Genomic DNA, 16,730 nt, shown 5'->3' with positions numbered 1-16,730 from the left:
GTCACCATGCCGACCTCCGGTGTCCCGGTCCCGCACGCCGGTGGCCCCGGCGCGTTCGGCGCGCTGCGCGACCAGCTCACCGACGCCGCCGCGGCCTTCGCCGGCAGCCCCGGCGCGCTCGCCGAGATCCTCACCGGGATGATCGACGACGTCGACCGGGCACTCGGCGAGCGGCTGGAGATCTTCCCGGTCTGCCACCACTCACCGGCCTCCGCCCTGGCCATGGCGCGCCGGCTGCGCGCCAAGCGACCGAAGGTCGTCTACCTGGAGCTCTGCGAGGACCTGCAACCCCTGCTGGGGGAGCTGCGCAACTGCCGCCTGCCCGTGGCCGTGCAGGCGTTCGCGTCGAAACTCGACGGGTTCCCCGCCGAGTGGGCCCCGCTCAGTGTCGTCGCCCCGATCACCGAGGCGTCGGCGGAATACCAGGCCATCGCGTACGCGCTGGAGACCCCCGGCGTGGAGCTGGTGCTGGTGGACCGCTCGGTCGACCACGTCTTCCAGTGGGCACCCCGCGACCCGGCCGAGGGCCCGGCCCCGTCCTCCTCCGACGCACCGGCGGCGGCCGAGGAGGAGGCCGCGCTGCACGGCGACGCCGTCGGCGTGGAGATCGGCGACCTGCGGCCCCGCTTCGCCGAGCTGGAGTCCTACCTGCTGCACCACGGCAAGGTCCGGCACTGGTCGGAGTGGTGGGACCAGTACGTCGAGCAGCCCCTCGTCGCCGCCGACCACGAGACGTACCGGCAGGTGATGGTCCTCATCGGCAGCCTGTTCCGGCGGCTGCGCCCGGCCGACGCCGACCGCCTCGACCGCGACGTCGAACGCGAGCGCTACATGTGGACCCGGATGCGGCAGCACCTCGCCGCCTCCGGCGTCGACCCGGCCGACTGCCTCTACGTCTGCGGCGCGTTCCACGCCGCGAGCCCCGTCGAACAGTTCGGCACCGGGCCCGCCGCCGCGCCGTACGAGATCAGCCCGCGCACCGCCACCCGCTGGCTGTACGGGCTGATCCCGTCAAGCCACTCCGCCATCGAGGCGCAGTTCGGGCTGGCGCCCGGCTCGGTCTCCATCGCGGCGGCCACCTGGGCCAAGGCGGTGTCCCGCTCCGGGGTTACCCCGTTCCGGCTGGCCGGGCAGGCCGGCGGCAGGCCGGCGAAGGGCCGGGCCCGCCGGGCCACCCCGGCCGAGGCCGCCGACGAGCCCGTCACCGACCGGCTGTCGGGGTTCCTCGCCCGGCCGCCGGTCCTCGACGAACTCGACGAGGCGGAGCTGCGCGGCTGGTGCGTGGACATCGTCCGGCTGGCCCGCCGCAACGGCTACCTGGCCAGCACCGCCGACGCGATCGCCGTGTTCGAGACGTCGATCCTGCTCGCCGGGCTGCGCAACCGGGCCCGCCCCACCCCGTACGACTTCGCCGACGCGGCCGTGACCTGCATCGAGAAGGACGTGGTCCCGGGCCGGCGCGACGTGCGCCGGCTCTGCGAGATCCTGCTCGGCGGCGACCGGATCGGCCAGGTCGGCTACGACGCCCTGCCGCCGCTGGCCCGCGACGTGCTCGACCGGCTCGCCCCGCTCGGGCTCGACCTGGACAAGCGCACCATCCAGCGGGCCCTGCTGGACCTGACCGCCGACCCGGCCGTGGCCGGCTGCTCGGACCTGCTGTGGCGGCTGCGGCACCTGCTGCCCCACGACGCCGTCCGTCCGATCATGGGGGAGCGCCGGCTCGGGGAACGGTCGACGCAGGAGAGCTGGGACCTGGCCCTCGGCCGCCACCAGCGCGCCCTGATCGAGCTGGGCTACGAGGGCGTCACCATCGAGCAGGTGCTCGAACAGCGGCTGCGCCGCCGGGCGTGGGGGCCCCGGGCCACCGCCGCCGTCGCCCTCGAAGCCGTCGAGGACGCGCTCCTGCTGCTCGACGGCCGCCGGCTCGTCGATGAGCTGGGCGCCCGGGCGGTGGAGCTGCTCGCGGCCGAGCGGACCGTCGACGAGGCCCCCGAGGTGCTGCGCCGCATCCGCCGGCTGCTGGCCCACTACCGGGCCACCGAGCCGACCCTGCCGCCCTGGTGCGCCGCGTTCGTCACCACCGGGTACGCCCACTACTGCACCCTGCTGCCCAGCGCGTTCGTCGACGCCGAGACCGGGGTGCGGCAGGTGGGCGCGATGCTCGGCTTCCTGTTCGGCATGGAGAGCCTCGCGCTGTCCCTCGGCTGCGACCGTACGCAGCTCGAACTGGCCGTGCGACAGTCCCGGCCGGAGGCGCCGGCCCGGGTGGCGCTGCACTGGGCCGCCCAGCACCACCTCGGCCTGCTGCCGCTGGCGCAGCTGCGCGCCCGCAGCACCGAACTGCTGGCCAACCCGCTGGTGGTGCCGGCCTTCCCGCAGTACCTCAGCGGGTTCGTGCAGGCCCTGGAGCCGGTGCCCGGGCTGACGCCGTTCGTGGTGGAGGCGATGTCCACCGCGTTCGCCCGGCTGCCCGACCCGGTGCTGCTGCCCTGGCTGCCGACGTTGATCACCACGCTGCGCGCGCAGGCCGGCGAGCTGGTGCCGACCCTGGTCCGCGAGGCCGGCCGCACGTTCCCGGCGGCCCTGCCCGCCCTGGACGCCTGGGTGCCCCCGTGGACGCACCGGCCGGCCGGCGGGGCGGTGACGACCCCGGGACCGGGGTCGGCGGCGCAGCCGGTGGCCGCCGTGGCCGGCCCGGTGGTCGATCTGCTGGCGGGCCACCCGGCGACCTGCGACGCCGTGGCGGACCTGCTCGGCTGCGCCGGCGACTGGGCCCTCGGCTCGGCCGGAGCCGGTCCGGCCGTCTCCGGGCCGGGCGGCACCGGCTCGGGCGGCACCGGTTCGGCGGTCGCCGTCGAGGCCGCAGGGCTGCTCACCGCGCACCCGGCGACCGCCGACGCGCTCTCGGCCCTGCTCGGCTCGCCGACATGGCGGGCAGCGCCGCCGGGTCCGTAGGGTTCCGGCATGGATGCGGATGTGATCGTCGTCGGCGCCGGCCTGGCCGGTCTGGTCGCCGCCACCGAGGCCGCCGACGCGGGCCGGACGGTGCTGCTGCTCGACCAGGAGCCTGAGCAGAACCTCGGCGGCCAGGCGTGGTGGTCGTTCGGCGGGTTGTTCCTGGTCGACTCGCCCGAGCAGCGGCGGATGGGGGTGCGCGACTCGGTGGAGCTGGCCTGGCAGGACTGGCTGGGCAGCGCGGCGTTCGACCGTCCGGAGGACCACTGGCCGCGCCGGTGGGCCGAGGCGTACGTGCACTTCGCCGCCGGGGAGAAGCGGTCCTGGCTGCGGTCCATGGGGCACCGGTTCTTCCCTGTCGTCGGCTGGGCCGAGCGGGGCGGCGGCGCGGCGGACGGGCACGGCAACTCGGTGCCCCGGTTCCACGTCACCTGGGGCACCGGCCCCGGCGTGGTCGAGCCGTTCGCCCGCCGGCTGGCCGCCGCGGTGGAGGCCGGCCGGGTGCGGCTGCGCTTCCGGCACCGGGTCGACGGCCTGGTCACCACCGGCGGGGCGGTCGCCGGCGTACGCGGGGCGGTGCTGGAGCCCAGCGACGTCCCGCGCGGGGCGTCCAGCTCCCGGGTCGAGGTGGGCGAGTTCGCCTACGCGGCGCAGGCCGTGGTCGTCACCTCGGGCGGCATCGGCGGCGATCACGACCTGGTGCGGGCGGCCTGGCCGGCGCGGCTCGGTGACCCGCCGAAGCGGATGGTCTCCGGCGTGCCCGCCCACGTCGACGGGCGGATGCTCGGCATCACCGAGGCCGCCGGCGGGCAGGTGATCAACCCGGACCGGATGTGGCACTACGTCGAGGGGCTGCGCAACTGGGACCCGATCTGGCCGCAGCACGGCATCCGGATCCTGCCCGGGCCGTCGTCGCTGTGGCTGGACGCCACTGGCCGGCGGCTGCCCGCGCCGCTGTTCCCCGGCTTCGACACCCTCGCCACGCTGCGCCACCTGCGCGCCACCGGCCACGACCACAGCTGGTTCGTGCTCACCAAGAGGATCGTCGCCAAGGAGTTCGCCCTCTCCGGCTCCGAGCAGAACCCGGACCTGACCAACCGCAGCGTCCGGCAGGTGATCGAGCGGGCCCGCGCCGGCACCCCGGCCCCGGTGGCGGCGTTCCTGGAGCGGGGCGCGGACTTCGTCGTCGCCGACACCCTGGAGGCCCTGGTGGCCGGGATGAACGACCTCGTCGCCCCTGACGGCGGCCCGGCCCTGGACGCCGCGCAGGTGCGGCGGACCGTCGAGGCCCGCGACCGCGCGATCGCCCACCCGTTCGGCAAGGACGCCCAGGTCACGGCGATCCGGGGCGCGCGGGCGTACCGGGGGGACCGGCTGATCCGGGTGGCCCCGCCGCACCGGCTGCTGGACCCGGCGGCGGGGCCGCTCATCGCGGTGCGGCTCAACATCCTGACCCGCAAGACCCTCGGCGGCCTGCACACCGACCTGGACGGGCGGGTGCTGCGCCCCGACGGGCAGCCGCTGCCCGGCGTGTACGCGGCCGGCGAGGTGGCCGGCTTCGGCGGCGGGGGCATGCACGGCTACAACTCGCTGGAGGGCACCTTCCTCGGCGGCTGCCTCTTCTCGGGCCGGCAGGCGGGCCGGGCGGCCGCCGCCGCGACGCGCTGACGCCGCCGGTGCCCGCCCCGACCTGGGGTGATCAGCTCACCGGTATGACCAATGATGGATATTGACCGCTGAATCGACGCGTGTAAGTGTTTCCTTCCCTGGAACGAACGTCGCGGCGCCCCCTCGCCACGCCGCCGGACCCCGCTCGCCCCACCCTCGCGAGCGGGGTCCGGTCACGCCCAGGTGCACGACACCCCCTACCTGCACCGAGGAGCACCCATGAGACGCAGCACAGTGACCGCGGGCCTGGCGTTCGCCGCCGCCCTCGCGTTGACCACGTCGACGGCGACCCTGCCGGCCGCCGCCGCCGAGGCTCCAGCCGCCCCCGCCGCGCCCGCCGTCGCGGCGCTGGCCGCGCCGGACATCTCCGTGACGAACGTCCAGGCCCACCTGAGCCAGTTCCAGAGCATCGCCACCAGCAACGGCGGCAACCGCCGCTCCGGCTCCGCCGGCTACACGGCCTCCGTCAACTACGTCAAGAGCAAGCTTCAGGCCGTCGGCTACACGGTCACCGAGCAGAACTGCACCAACTGCACCTACCCGGGCAACAACGTGATCGCCGAGTGGCCGGGCGGCGCCCCCGCCGACCAGGTCATCATGTTCGGCGCGCACCTCGACGGCGTCACCGCCGGCCCCGGCATCAACGACAACGCCTCCGGCTCGTCCGTGCTGCTGGAGAACGCCCTCGTGCTGGCCCAGCAGAACCCGAGCCTGACCAAGCGGGTCCGGTTCGCCTGGTGGAACGGCGAGGAGCAGGGCCTGCAGGGCTCCAAGTTCTACGTCAACTCGCTCAGCACCGCCCAGAAGGGCTACATCAAGGGGTACTACAACTTCGACATGGTGGCCTCGACCAACGGCGGCTACTTCATCAACCGGGTCACCTCGACCACGGCGGCGCCGCTGAAGGCGTACTGGGACTCCCTCGGCCTGTCGCCGGAGGAGAACGTCGAGGGCCAGGGCCGCTCCGACGACTACTCCTTCCAGCAGGGAGGCATCCCCACCTCCGGCTACGCGATGGGGGCCAGCGCCCGCAAGACCAGCGCCCAGGCCGCCAAGTGGGGCGGCACCGCCAACGCCTCCTACGACCCCTGCTACCACCGGTCTTGCGACACCACCAGCAACATCAACGCCACCGGCCTCAACCGCAGCGCCGACGGCGTCGCGTACGCGATCTGGGACCAGGCCGTCGGCGGCGGCACCCCGACCAACGACTTCTCCGTCGCGGTGAGCCCGACGGCCGGCAGCGTCGCCCGGGGCGCGTCCACCACCGCCACGGTCTCCACCGCCACCACCTCCGGCAGCGCCCAGACCGTCGCCCTGTCCGCCAGCGGCGCGCCCAGCGGGGTGACCGTCTCGTTCAGCCCGTCGTCGGTGACCTCCGGCGGCTCGTCCACGATGACGATCGCCGCCTCCGCGTCGGCCGCCACCGGCACCTACACCGTCACGGTCACCGGCACCGGTTCGGCGACCCGCACGGCCACCTACAGCGTCACCGTGACCGGCACGGGCGGCTGCGCCGGCGGCCAGCTGGTCGGCAACTCCGGCTTCGAGAGCGGCGCCACCGTCTGGACCGCCTCGTCGGGCGTGATCACCAACTCGGCCAGCCAGGCCGCGCACGCCGGCTCGTACAAGGCGTGGCTCGGCGGCTACGGCGGCAGCCGCACGCAGACGCTGTCGCAGTCGCTGGCCGTCCCGGCCGGCTGCGCCAGCTACACGCTGTCGTTCTGGCTGCACATCGACACCGCCGAGACCACCTCGACCAGGCAGTACGACAAGCTTACCGTCGCCGTCGGCGGCACCACCCTGGCGACGTACTCGAACCTGAACAAGGCCACCGGCTACGTCCAGCGCACCTTCGACGTCGCCGCCTACGCCGGGCAGACCGTCACCCTGACGTTCACCGGCGTGGAGGACGCGTCGTTGCAGACGAGCTTCGTCGTCGACGACGTCACCCTCACCGCCAGCTGAGGTGCAAGGAAGGGCCCCTTGTTAACGCCTGCGGTATAGCAGGGTTCCCTTCTCACCGGCGCGGGGCGGCGCGGAGCCGCCCCGCGCCGGGCCGCGCCCGGGCTCGGTTGCGACACGTGTTCGACACGCCGATGACGCGCTGACTTCGGGCCGTCGCGCACAGTAGGCTCCTCGATGGTTGTCGGTGTGCCGCCGGTCGCGGCCCGCGCCTGCCTGGAGGGGCCCGTGAAGAGAGCCGTCCGCCAACGCCGGTCGCCCGACGCCGCCAACCCCGCCGATGCCGCCGACCCCGCCGAGGCCGCCAGCTCCGCCGAGGCCACCAGTTCCGCCAGCGCAGCGTCGGGCGGTGCCGGGTCGCCGGGAGGCGCGGCCGACGATGGCGACGCGTCGGTGCTGCCCGAGTTGGAGGACCGCGCGTGGATGCACCACGCGACCGAGTTCGCCCACACCACCTTCTGGGCGGTCGCCCGCCGGCTGCCCCGGCTGGTCCGCGAGGCGGTCGCCCTGGCCTGGGCGACCAGCCGCCGGGACACGGCCGCGTCCATCGGGCTCAACGTGGCCGCCGGGGTGATGACCACCCTCGGCCTGCTGGCCACCACCGGCGTGCTGCGCGAGCTGTTCGCGGCGGGCCCGACGCCGGACCGGATCCGGGCGGCGCTGCCGGCCCTGGCCCTGGCGGCGGCGGCCGTGACGGCCAAGGGGGCGCTGACCATCGCGGCCGGCTGGGCGCAGGCCCGCCTCACCCCCCAGATCAACTACCAGGTCGAGCTACGGCTGTTCGAGGCGACCACGGCCGTCGACCTCGCCGCGTTCGACGACGCCGGGTTCGCCGAGGAGATGGACCGGGCCCGCGACCGCGGGGTGACGGAGGCGGCGTTCGTCGTCGACCACACCGTCAACCTGATCACCGGAGTGGTCGGGGTGCTCGCCACCGCCGCGGCGGTCACCGTGATCCAGCCGCTGCTGCTGCCCTGCCTGCTGCTGGCGGCGGTGCCCGAGGCCGCGACGGCCGTGAAGATGGCCCGCCGGCAGTACCTGGAGATGCTGGCCCGGTTCAACCGGCGTCGCCGGATGTGGATGCTGGCCAACCTGATGGCCAACCGGCACACCGCCGCCGAGATCCGGGCCTACCAGATGCGCGACTTCCTGCTCGGCGAGTACCGCCGGATGATGGCCACCGAGACGCGGGCCCACCTGCGCCTGGTCCGCGCGCAGACCCGGACCAGGGTGCTCGGCACCACCACCGCCGGCCTGGCCACCTTCGGCGTGTACGCCGTGCTCGCCGGCCTGCTGCTGGCCGGCATGGTGGCCCTCGCCGCCGCCGCGACGGCGCTGATCGCCCTCCAGTCGGCCCGGTCCAGCCTCGGCGTCGCCGTGTTCGCCACCAACTCGCTCTACGAGGACGCCCTCTACTACCAGGACTACCGGGACTTCCTGGACCGCGCGGTCAGCCGGACCGCCGCCGGGGGCGACCGGCCGACCGACGGGTTCGACGTCGTCACGCTGGACGGGGTGAGCCTGCGGTACCCGGACACCGACCGCCCGGCGGTGGACGAGGTCAGCCTGACCGTACGCCGGGGGCAGGTGGTCGCGCTCGTCGGCGAGAACGGCTCCGGCAAGACGACCCTGGCGAAGCTGATCGCCGGCCTGTACCGGCCCACCGGCGGCACGATCCACTGGGACGGGGTCGACACGACCCAGCTCGATCCGCGCCAGGCCGGCGCGCAGGTCGCCGTGCTCACCCAGGACTGGTGGAAGTTCCCGTTCACCGCCGGGCAGAACATCCGGGTGGGCCGGCACGACCGGGCCGCCGGGCAGCGGGGTCCCACCATGGAGGACGCCGCCCGGGCCGCCGCCGCGCACGAGATGATCGTCGGCCTGCCCTTCGGGTACGACACGCTGCTCGACCGTGAGTTCAAGGACGGCCACGACCTCTCCGGCGGCCAGTGGCAGCGCCTCGTCGCCGCCCGTGGCCTCTACCGGGACGCCCCGCTGCTGATCTGCGACGAGCCGTCGGCGGCGCTCGACGCCCGCGCGGAGCACGCCCTGTTCCAGCACCTGCGGCGGCGGCCGGACCGGGCGGTCGTGCTGATCACCCACCGGCTGGCCAACGTCCGGCACGCCGACCAGATCTTCGTGCTGGAACGGGGCCGGCTCGTGCAACAGGGCACCCACGACGAGCTGGTCGCCGCCGACGGCCTCTACCAGGAGCTGTTCCGCCTCCAGGCCAGCGGCTACCTCGCCGACGCCGAGGGCTCCGCCCCGCCGCCGTGACCGCCGACACCGGCCGCGTCAGCAGACCGTCACCGGGTGCCGGACGACGCCGTCGAAGAGGTACCCGAGGACGTTGTGCCGGGCCTGCGCCGGCTGGCCGACGCCGGTGGCGTCGGTGGCCCGCGCGCGCAGCGTCACCGGGCCGGGTCCCGTCGGCCGCCAGCGTGCCGTCCAGCGCTGCCACGGGCCGCCCGCGTCGGCGTCGACCAGTTCAGCAGGTCGCCAGCCGCCGTCGCCGGTGTGCACCTGCACCGACCGGATCGGGCCCGCCCCCGACCAGGACCGGCCGCGCAGCAGCACCTCCGCGCCGGCCGGCACGCGCGCGTCCCAGGGCAGCTCGAAGGCGCTCTTCACCGACTGCGCGCCCAGCGTCGCGCCGCCGGCCGGGTAGCCGGGGCCGAACATGCGGTAGAGCTGCGTGTTCCACGGCGAGAACAGGGCGGTGGCGGAGACCTCGACCGGGCCGACCCACTTGATCGAGGAGACGCCGATCCAGCCGGGCACCACCACCCGCACCGGGTGGCCGTGGTCGGCCGGCAACGGCTCGCCGTTCATCTCGTACGCCAGCAGCACGTCGTCGAGGGCCTTGCCGACCGGCAGGGGGCGGCGGACCCGGCCCAGGTTCACGCCGCCCGTGACGTACTCCGGGTCCAGGCCCTCCGGCATCACGTCGACGGCCGCGCCGGTCAGCCCGGCCCGGCGCAACACCTCCGCCAGGCGTACGCCCCGCCAGTGGGCCACCCCCACGCCGCCGAGCCCCCACGCCACCCCGGGCGTCGGCCGGCCCTGCTGCCCGGCGAAGAACCGGCGGCCGTTGCCGGCGCACTCGACGAGCGCGGTGACCCGTTCGGCGGGCAGCCGGCGCAGGTCGTCGTAGCCGAACTCGACGGGCCGGTCCCGGGTGGGCGCGCCGCGCAGGCCGTCGCCGAACAGGCTCAGCCGCCACGTGCCGGCGTCGATGCGGGGCGTGCGGGTGTGGTTGCGGACGAAGAACCGGTCGGTCGGCACGACGTACCCCTGCCCGGCCATCGCCGCCCAGCGCATCTCGGCGTTGGTGTCGTGCCGGTCGAACAGCCCCGGCGGCAGCGGCTTGACGATGCCGGACGGGTCGCCGCCCGCGCCTGCGGCGGGGCGGGAGCCGGGCCCGGCTGCGCCGGGGTCGGCGCCGACCGGTTGGGGCGCGACGGCGACCGGCTCGCGCTCGGTCGCGGCGGCGGCGAGGGCGGTCATCGCCGTGCCGAGTTCGAGCAGGCGCGGGCGGGCGAACCCCTCGCCCCGGGCCTGCCCGGCGAGCCACTGGCGGGCCCGCCGGGCGTCGTGGTCGGCCTCGTCGTACGACAGGGAGTGCGGCATCGGGTCTCCTCCGGCACGGCGGCACAAACCCCTATTGAATCAGTAGGAGTTCGTGCCGACGGGCACCGCCGCGCCGCCCTCAGGTCGCCGCGACCAGGGTCACCAACCCGGCGGCCACCAGCACCCCCGCCCACAGCCGGTCCACGTTGAACCACGCCCGGCGCAGCACGCCGACGCCGAGCACCTCGTACACGGCCACGGCGGCGGCCAGCGCGACGCCGAACATCGCCACCGTGTGCACCCCGGCGGCGGCCAGCCCGGGCAGCGCCCCGGCCGGGGCCGCCGTCAGGTGCCCGGCGTGCCCGCCACCGGCGACCGGCTCGGCGAGCAGCACCGGCAGCAGCATCAGCCCCGCCCCGTGCGCCGACGACATCAGAAACGACCAGCCGGCGAGCTGCGCGTTCGACAGCCGCATCCCGGCCCAGCGGAAGTGCCGGCGCGACAGCAGCCGCCACAGCCCGAACCCGACCAGCAGCACGCCGCCGGTGACCGCCACGGCGGTGCTCGCCGCGACCGACCGGGTCGCCGTGACCAGCGCGGCCACCACGCCGACGGAGGCGAGGTGGCCGAGCGCGATCGGCGGCAGCGACGCCAGCAGCACCCGCCGGCTGCGCTCCTGCAACCCGCGGGCCACCGCGAACAGCCAGCCCATCGCCGGGTTCAAGCCGTGGAACGCGCCGAGCCCGGCCAGGGTCAGCCAGGTCGCCGCGGTCACGGGAAGCAGTACGAGTCGGAGGACGCGTCGCCGCCCTGCAACCGGGTCTGGTGCACCCGCAGCCCCCGGAACTCCTCGCCGTGTGGGAAGAACCGGGCGTCCGGGGTGAGGCCGCCCGCCTCGGTGTCGACGTCCAGCTTGGCCAGCCACGCGCCCACCCCGTCGGGATAGAACTGGTCGTCCCAGGAGCCGTAGAGCGAGTTCGACACGTACACCCGGCGGCCGTCGCGGCTGATCTCCACCATCTGCGGGCCGCCGGCCAGGGGCTCGTCGGGGAAGCCGGGGTGCGGGGTGCGCCGCACGATGCCGCCGAGGCGCACCGATCCGGTCAGCACCGGGTGGAACGGGTCGCCGACGTCGTACTGACGCAGCTCGCCGGTGCCCCAGCAGGAGACGTAGAGGAAGCGGTCGTCCACGGACAGGTCGATGTCGGTGACCAGCGGCGGCACCGCACCGAACGGCTTGAGCAGGTCGGGCAGGTCCGCCGGGTCGGCCGGCTCGGCGGGGATGTCGATCACCTTGGTCACGGCCCACTCCTCGCCGTCGCGGTGCCACAGCCAGATCGAGGCCGACAGGTCCTCGACGCTGATCACCACGCCGACGAAGCCGTACGTCTGCGTCGGGTCGTGGGCCGGGCGCAGCTCCAGGGGCATCTGGTACGCGTCGCCGAGGTCGACCCGCTGCACGTGCCGCCGTTTGGCCAGGTCCCAGAAGTGGATCGCGTGCCCGTACCGGCGGCCGAGCAGCAGTTCGCCGACGATCCCGTCCTCGATCATCGACGGGGTGCCCCACTCGCTGGTCACCAGCACGTCGTGGTTGAGGTGCCACCAGAAGTCGTACGCGAGGTGCTGCGGGCCCCGGTCGGCCTCCCACGCCCCGCGTACGTCGAAGGTGGTGTGGTCGAGGATCGCGATGCCGCCGGGGCCGTCGGCGTCGCCGGCCCCGCCGAGCGCGGACAGGTAGATGCCGTCGGGCCCGCAGTGCACGGTGTGCGGGCGGGAGTACCCGGCCCGCTCGGCCAGTTCCCCGGGCTCGATCACCTTGACCAGCTTCGGCGCGCGCGGGTCGGGCTTGGTGTCGTACACGTGCACCCGCGACGAGCGCAGCCCGGGGACGATCAGGTAGCGGCGCTCGACGTGCGGGTGCGGCGCGGTGGGGCAGAGCGCGCTGCTGCACGCGTTCCAGCCGAAGTGGTGCAGCTCGTCGCCGGTGTGCGGCAGGTCGGTCCAGCCGACCACCCGCCCGTACTCGGGGGAGTCGGGGTCGGTGTCGAGCACGGCGAGGGCGTCGGGCCGCTCGGCGGCGCGGTCGAACGCGGCGACGTACGCCAGCTTCTCGGCGGGGGCCAGGGCCGCCTGCCGGGGCGACGGGTAGAACGACGGGTCGGGGGTCCAGCGGGTCATCGGGTCTCCGGGTCGGGTGGTGGGCGGCTCGAGGTGCGGGCACGCCGGGGCGGCCGGCGAGCGAGAGCAGCCTACTAACCCGATAGGTTATGTGGGTAGTGCGCCGACGTGGTCGTCCCACCCCTCAGGAGGCGGCCGGCGACAGCCGGCCGGTGGCCGCAGGCCCGTCAGGCAGCCCGGTGGGCGGCGAAGAAGTCGGCCAGCACCCGGGTGTGCGTGGAGAACGCCAGCTCCACCGGCTCGGTGACCACCAGCCACTCGGTGGCCTCCTCCGTCGGCGTCGACGCCGGCAGCAGCCCGGCGGCCTGCTCCGGCAGCGTCCCGAAGACCATCATCGTGCCGCCGGCCGGCGCCCCGTGCACCGCGAACAGCTGCGCGTCGTCGGCGGACGCCACCAGCCCCGTCTCCTCGCGCAGCTCCCGCACGAGGGCCTCCTGCCACGCCTCGCCGTACTCGATGAAGCCGCCGGGCAGCGCGAGCAGCCCGCGCGCCGGCTCGATGTCCCGGCGGACCACGACCACGCCGAGGCCGGCGTCGGTGCGCACCGGCAGCACCGCCACCGCCACGGGCGTCGGGTTGCGCCACACGGTCTGGCCGCAGGCCGCGCACACCCGGGGCCAGTCGGCCGCCGCCGGGTAGCCCGCGCCGCAGTAGGAACAGTGGGAGTACGGTGCGCCGGTCACGCCCGGCACGTTACCGCCTCGCCCACGCGCCTCCGGCCCGGGTGGTACGCCGGGCGGGGGAGCGGGCCGGGGCGGGTCAGGGGCGGCGCGGGGCGCGGCCGGTCAGGGGCGGCACGGGTCGGGGCGCGGGGCGGGTCAGGTGCGGCGCGGGTCAGGGGCGCAGGGCGGCGCGGGCGGCCATCAGGGCGAAGCCGAGCAGGTTGTCGCCGCGCCAGCGGGCCGGGTCCTGCGCGTCGGGGTCGCCGGCGGCCAGGCCGATGCCCCACACCCGGTCCACGGGGCTCGCCTCGACCAGCACCCGCTCGCCGGTGCCGAGCAGGAACGCGCGCAGGTCGTCGTGCGCGGCGAACTTCGCGACGCTGCCGGCCACCACGATGTCGTACCGGTGGGCCGCCCAGGTGGCGTCGTCGAAACCGCGGACCGCGCGCCCGAGGGCCTTGGCCCGCTGCGGGTGCCCGGCGGTGAGGACGCGCGCCGCCGTGTCGTGGTCGCCGAACAGGGTGGCCTTGTGCCACATCATCCAGTGCTCGGCGGTGGCGAAGACCCGGCCGTCCACCGTGAACGGCGCGGGCCACCACTGGCTCAGGCAGCCCGCCCCGGCCGTGCCGTCCGGCCGGGGGCGGTGCCCCCAGAAGTGCAGGTAGCGCACGCGGGCGTCGGACTCGCGCAGGGCGACCAGGTCGGCGACGGAGCGGGGCGACATGGCCGACAGTCTGCCGAGGGCCCCCGACACCGGGCCACCGGATTACCGCGTCGCCGGTCCGCTCCGGCCGGCCTGCGGCCGCTCGCGGTCAGCCGGCCGACGCCCCCGTGTACGCCTCCGTGGTCCGCTGTGCCGCCGCGGCGGCCTCGGCCGGATCGGTGCCGGCCGCCGCGCTCGCCTCGCCCCAGAGCCGGCTGGCGGTCACCAGGAACTCCCGCCCCTCGGCCGATGCCGCCCACTCGGCGCCCCGCGCCGCGGGATCGTCGTCGCCGCCGTCCCCGGCGTGCAGGTAGGTGGCCAGCCCGACCAGCCCCATGTCCCAGCCGACCCCGACCGCCCCCGGCCCGAACTGGTCCCAGATCGCGTCGTCGACCTGCGCGACGTGCTCCAGCGTGAACCGGGTCCGGCCGCCGGGCTCCGGGGACAGCCGCACCTCGATCCAGCTCACCTGGTCGCCCATCTCCCAGGTGGCGGCGAAGCTCTCCGGCGGGTCGCAGCGCTGCACCTCGCCGCCCGCGTTGCCCTCGAACTGGTACCGGCCGTGCAGCCGCAGCTCGCCGCTGATCGGCAGGAACCAGCGCGGGATGCGCTCGGCGTTGGTGCAGGCGTCCCAGACGTCCTCGATCGGCGCGTCGTACGTCTGGCTGATGGTCATGACGCGGGCCTGCCCGGCGGGGAGCACGCGGCTGCCCACCCGACGCTCCACGGCGCTGATCTGGTGCGTAGCGTCGATCATTCTGGTCTCCTCTTCGCGGAATTCTCGGATTTCTCGGGCTGTGCGGCCTGCGCAGGCTGCTCGCGCTGCTCGGCCTTCTCGCGCTGCGCGGGCTGCTCGGGTGCTGCCGCCAGCCGGCGTTGCCGGCTGCCCCGGGCCAGCTCGGTGGCCAGGGCGTGCAGGGGCGGGGTCCAGAACCGGCGGAAGTGGCCGAGCCAGTCGTCGACCTCGCGCAGCGGCTCCGGGGCGACCGCGTACAGCCGGCGGGCCCCCTGGGGGCGCACCGTGGCGAAGCCGCTGTCGCGCAGCACCCGCAGGTGCTGGGACACGGCCGGCTGGGAGATGCGGAACTCGGCCTGGATCACCTCGCAGACGGACCCGGCGCTCCGCTCGCCCTCGGCGAGCAGTTCGAGGATCCGCCGGCGCACGGGATCGCCCAGCACGTCGAAGGCATGCACCCCGCCTTTATATCAGACCCGCCTTATATAAGCCGCAAGTGTCAAAGAATCCTCGGGTGGCGTGTCGATCCCGGGCGGCCTCGTTCGTGTGGAGGGTGAAGGGTGGAGAGGGGCGGCCGGCGCTGCGCCGGCCGCGACCGAGGAGGACACCATGGGCCAGTACCTGATCAGCATCTACCATCCGGCCGGCACGGGGCAGCCGGAACCGGAGTTCCTCGCCGGGGTGATGCGTGAGGTCGAGGCCATCCACCACGAGTTGGTGGAGGCCGGCTCCTGGGTCTTCGGTCAGGGCCTGCACGCGCCGGAGACGGCCACCGTGCTGCGGGCCGACGGCGACGAGACGCTGGTGACCGACGGTCCGTACGCCGAGGGCAAGGAATACCTCGGCGGGATCACGATCGTGTCGGTGCCGGACCTCGACGCCGCCCTCGACTGGGGCCGCCGCTACGCGCGGGCCACCACCCTGCCGGTCGAGGTCCGTCCCTTCGTGGGCGGATCCTGACCGGCGTGCCCGGACTCACCGGCGTCGAGTCCACCGATGTCGAGCGTGCCTTCCGGGCCGGCCACGGTCGCGCCGTCGCGGTGCTGATCCGCCTCCTCGGCGACATCGACCTCGCCGAGGAGGCGGTCCAGGAGGCGTACGTCGAGGCGGTGCGGCGCTGGCCGGTCGACGGCCCGCCGCCCAGCCCGGACGGCTGGATCATCACCACCGCGCGCAACCGGGCCGTCGACCGGCTCCGCCGGGAGGCGACGCGGGAGCGGCGGCACGCCGAGGCGGCCCTGCTGTACGCCCCCGCCGAACCACCCGAGGAGGGGCCCGTGCGGGACGACCGGCTCCGGCTCCTCTTCACCTGCTGCCACCCGGCGCTCGCCCCGGCCGCGCGGGTCGCGCTGACCCTGCGGCTGCTCGGCGGGCTGAGCACCGCCGAGATCGCCCGCGCCTTCCTGGTGCCCGAGGCCACCATGGCCCAGCGCCTGGTCCGGGCCAAGGCCAAGATCCGTGACGCCGGCATCCCGTACCGCATCCCCCGCGACGCGGACCTGCCCGACCGGCTCCGCGCGGTGCTCGCCGTGGTCTACCTGATCTTCACCGAGGGGCACACCGCCAGCGCCGGGGAGCACCTCGTCCGCGACGACCTGTGCGCCGAGGCGATCCGGCTCGGCCGGCTGCTGGTCGAGCTGATGCCCGACGAGCCCGAGACTCTCGGCCTGCTCGCCCTGATGCTGCTCACCGAGTCCCGCCGCCCCGCCCGCACGTCCCCCGACGGCGATCTGGTCCCGCTGGCGGAGCAGGACCGCAGCCGCTGGGACCACGCCCTCGTCGCCGAGGGGCACGCCCTCGTGCGCCACTGCCTGCGCCGCGCCCGCCCCGGCCCCTACCAGATCCAGGCCGCGATCGCCGCCGTGCACGGCGACGCGCGCAGCGCCGCCGACACCGACTGGGCCCAGATCCTCCGGCTGTACGACCACCTCGCCGCCCTCGCGCCGAGCCCCGTCGTCGCCCTGCACCGGGCGGTGGCCCTCGCGGAGGTACGCGGCCCGGCCGAGGCGCTGGCCGCCGTCGACGAGCTGGGCGGCGCGGCCCCGCCGCTGCTCCGTCACCACGTCTACCACGTCGTCCGCGCCGACCTGCTGCGCCGCCTGGACCGCGTAGGGGAGGCCCAGGAGGCGTACGAGGCAGCAATCGCCCAGACCGCCAACACCCGCGAACGCGCCCACCTAACCGGCCGCCTGGCGGCGCTCCCACCCCCGTGACAGTGACCCGTGACCACTGACCCCTGATCGTCTGCTGGTGACCGGCGCGACACGCCGGGTGGGGTGCCGGTGTGCGACAG

At 75.2% G+C, this 16,730-nt stretch carries 13 protein-coding genes; 6 read left to right on the top strand and 7 right to left on the bottom strand.

The genetic code is table 11. The annotated features are described in order from the left end of the window. The first annotated feature begins 6 nt into the window (after nucleotides 1-6). The 4 genes from HDA31_RS15680 (at nucleotide 7) to HDA31_RS15665 (ending at nucleotide 8,865) form a co-directional block, all read left to right on the top strand. Nucleotides 7-2,955 (top strand): DUF5682 family protein, encoded by a 2,949-nt coding sequence (locus HDA31_RS15680; RefSeq protein ID WP_178067373.1) that lies wholly within the window; start codon nucleotides 7-9, stop codon nucleotides 2,953-2,955. Nucleotides 2,956-2,964: 9 nt separating this feature from the next. Beyond that, nucleotides 2,965-4,623, top strand: a complete 1,659-nt coding sequence (locus HDA31_RS15675; protein ID WP_178064640.1) for an FAD-binding dehydrogenase — start codon at nucleotides 2,965-2,967, stop codon at nucleotides 4,621-4,623. 219 nt (nucleotides 4,624-4,842) lie between these two features. Continuing rightward, nucleotides 4,843-6,591 carry a M28 family metallopeptidase gene (locus HDA31_RS15670; RefSeq protein WP_178064641.1) on the top strand — a complete coding sequence of 583 codons (1,749 nt, stop codon included), beginning with the start codon at nucleotides 4,843-4,845 and terminating at the stop codon, nucleotides 6,589-6,591. Nucleotides 6,592-6,816: 225 nt separating this feature from the next. Continuing rightward, nucleotides 6,817-8,865, top strand: a complete 2,049-nt coding sequence (locus HDA31_RS15665) for an ABC transporter ATP-binding protein (protein ID WP_425488123.1) — start codon at nucleotides 6,817-6,819, stop codon at nucleotides 8,863-8,865. 18 nt (nucleotides 8,866-8,883) lie between these two features. Here the strand turns inward: HDA31_RS15665 and HDA31_RS15660 are convergent, their stop codons facing one another. The 7 genes from HDA31_RS15660 to HDA31_RS15630 all read right to left on the bottom strand — a co-directional run bounded on the left by HDA31_RS15660 (nucleotide 8,884) and on the right by HDA31_RS15630 (nucleotide 14,895). Continuing rightward, complete coding sequence (locus tag HDA31_RS15660; protein WP_178064642.1) at nucleotides 8,884-10,218, bottom strand: molybdopterin-dependent oxidoreductase; 1,335 nt, start codon at nucleotides 10,216-10,218, stop codon at nucleotides 8,884-8,886. 79 nt (nucleotides 10,219-10,297) lie between these two features. Then, nucleotides 10,298-10,933, bottom strand: coding sequence for a hypothetical protein (locus HDA31_RS15655; protein WP_178064643.1), 636 nt, complete (start codon nucleotides 10,931-10,933; stop codon nucleotides 10,298-10,300). Continuing rightward, the gene (locus HDA31_RS15650) at nucleotides 10,930-12,336 is read right to left on the bottom strand and encodes a selenium-binding protein SBP56-related protein (RefSeq protein WP_178064644.1); all 1,407 of its coding nucleotides are present in this window, start codon (nucleotides 12,334-12,336) and stop codon (nucleotides 10,930-10,932) included. The genes HDA31_RS15655 and HDA31_RS15650 overlap by 4 nt, the downstream gene beginning before the upstream one ends. Before the next feature lie 167 nt (nucleotides 12,337-12,503). Further along, nucleotides 12,504-13,019, bottom strand: coding sequence for an NUDIX domain-containing protein (locus HDA31_RS15645; RefSeq protein WP_178064645.1), 516 nt, complete (start codon nucleotides 13,017-13,019; stop codon nucleotides 12,504-12,506). Nucleotides 13,020-13,170: 151 nt separating this feature from the next. After that, nucleotides 13,171-13,722, bottom strand: a complete 552-nt coding sequence (gene ybiA, locus HDA31_RS15640) for a riboflavin biosynthesis intermediates N-glycosidase (RefSeq protein ID WP_178064646.1) — start codon at nucleotides 13,720-13,722, stop codon at nucleotides 13,171-13,173. Between the two features lie 88 nt (nucleotides 13,723-13,810). Beyond that, complete coding sequence (locus tag HDA31_RS15635) at nucleotides 13,811-14,458, bottom strand: SRPBCC family protein (RefSeq protein WP_178064647.1); 648 nt, start codon at nucleotides 14,456-14,458, stop codon at nucleotides 13,811-13,813. Next, entirely contained in the window at nucleotides 14,455-14,895 is a 441-nt protein-coding gene (locus HDA31_RS15630; RefSeq protein WP_246384605.1) for an ArsR/SmtB family transcription factor, read from the bottom strand. Before HDA31_RS15630 ends, HDA31_RS15635 begins: the two co-directional genes overlap by 4 nt. 151 nt (nucleotides 14,896-15,046) lie before the next feature. Between HDA31_RS15630 and HDA31_RS15625 the strand changes: the two genes are divergently transcribed. Continuing rightward, complete coding sequence (locus tag HDA31_RS15625) at nucleotides 15,047-15,397, top strand: YciI family protein (protein ID WP_074476191.1); 351 nt, start codon at nucleotides 15,047-15,049, stop codon at nucleotides 15,395-15,397. 5 nt (nucleotides 15,398-15,402) lie between these two features. Continuing rightward, a complete protein-coding gene (locus tag HDA31_RS15620) occupies nucleotides 15,403-16,650 on the top strand; it encodes an RNA polymerase sigma factor (protein ID WP_178064648.1) in 1,248 nt (415 codons plus the stop codon). Nucleotides 16,651-16,730: the final 80 nt, after the last annotated feature.

Source organism: Micromonospora carbonacea (genome assembly GCF_014205165.1).
In the GTDB taxonomy this organism is placed as follows: Bacteria; Actinomycetota; Actinomycetes; order Mycobacteriales; family Micromonosporaceae; genus Micromonospora; species Micromonospora carbonacea.
The sequence above is the reverse complement of the archived record's forward strand: the minus strand, read 5'-3'. Positions and strand labels throughout refer to the sequence as shown.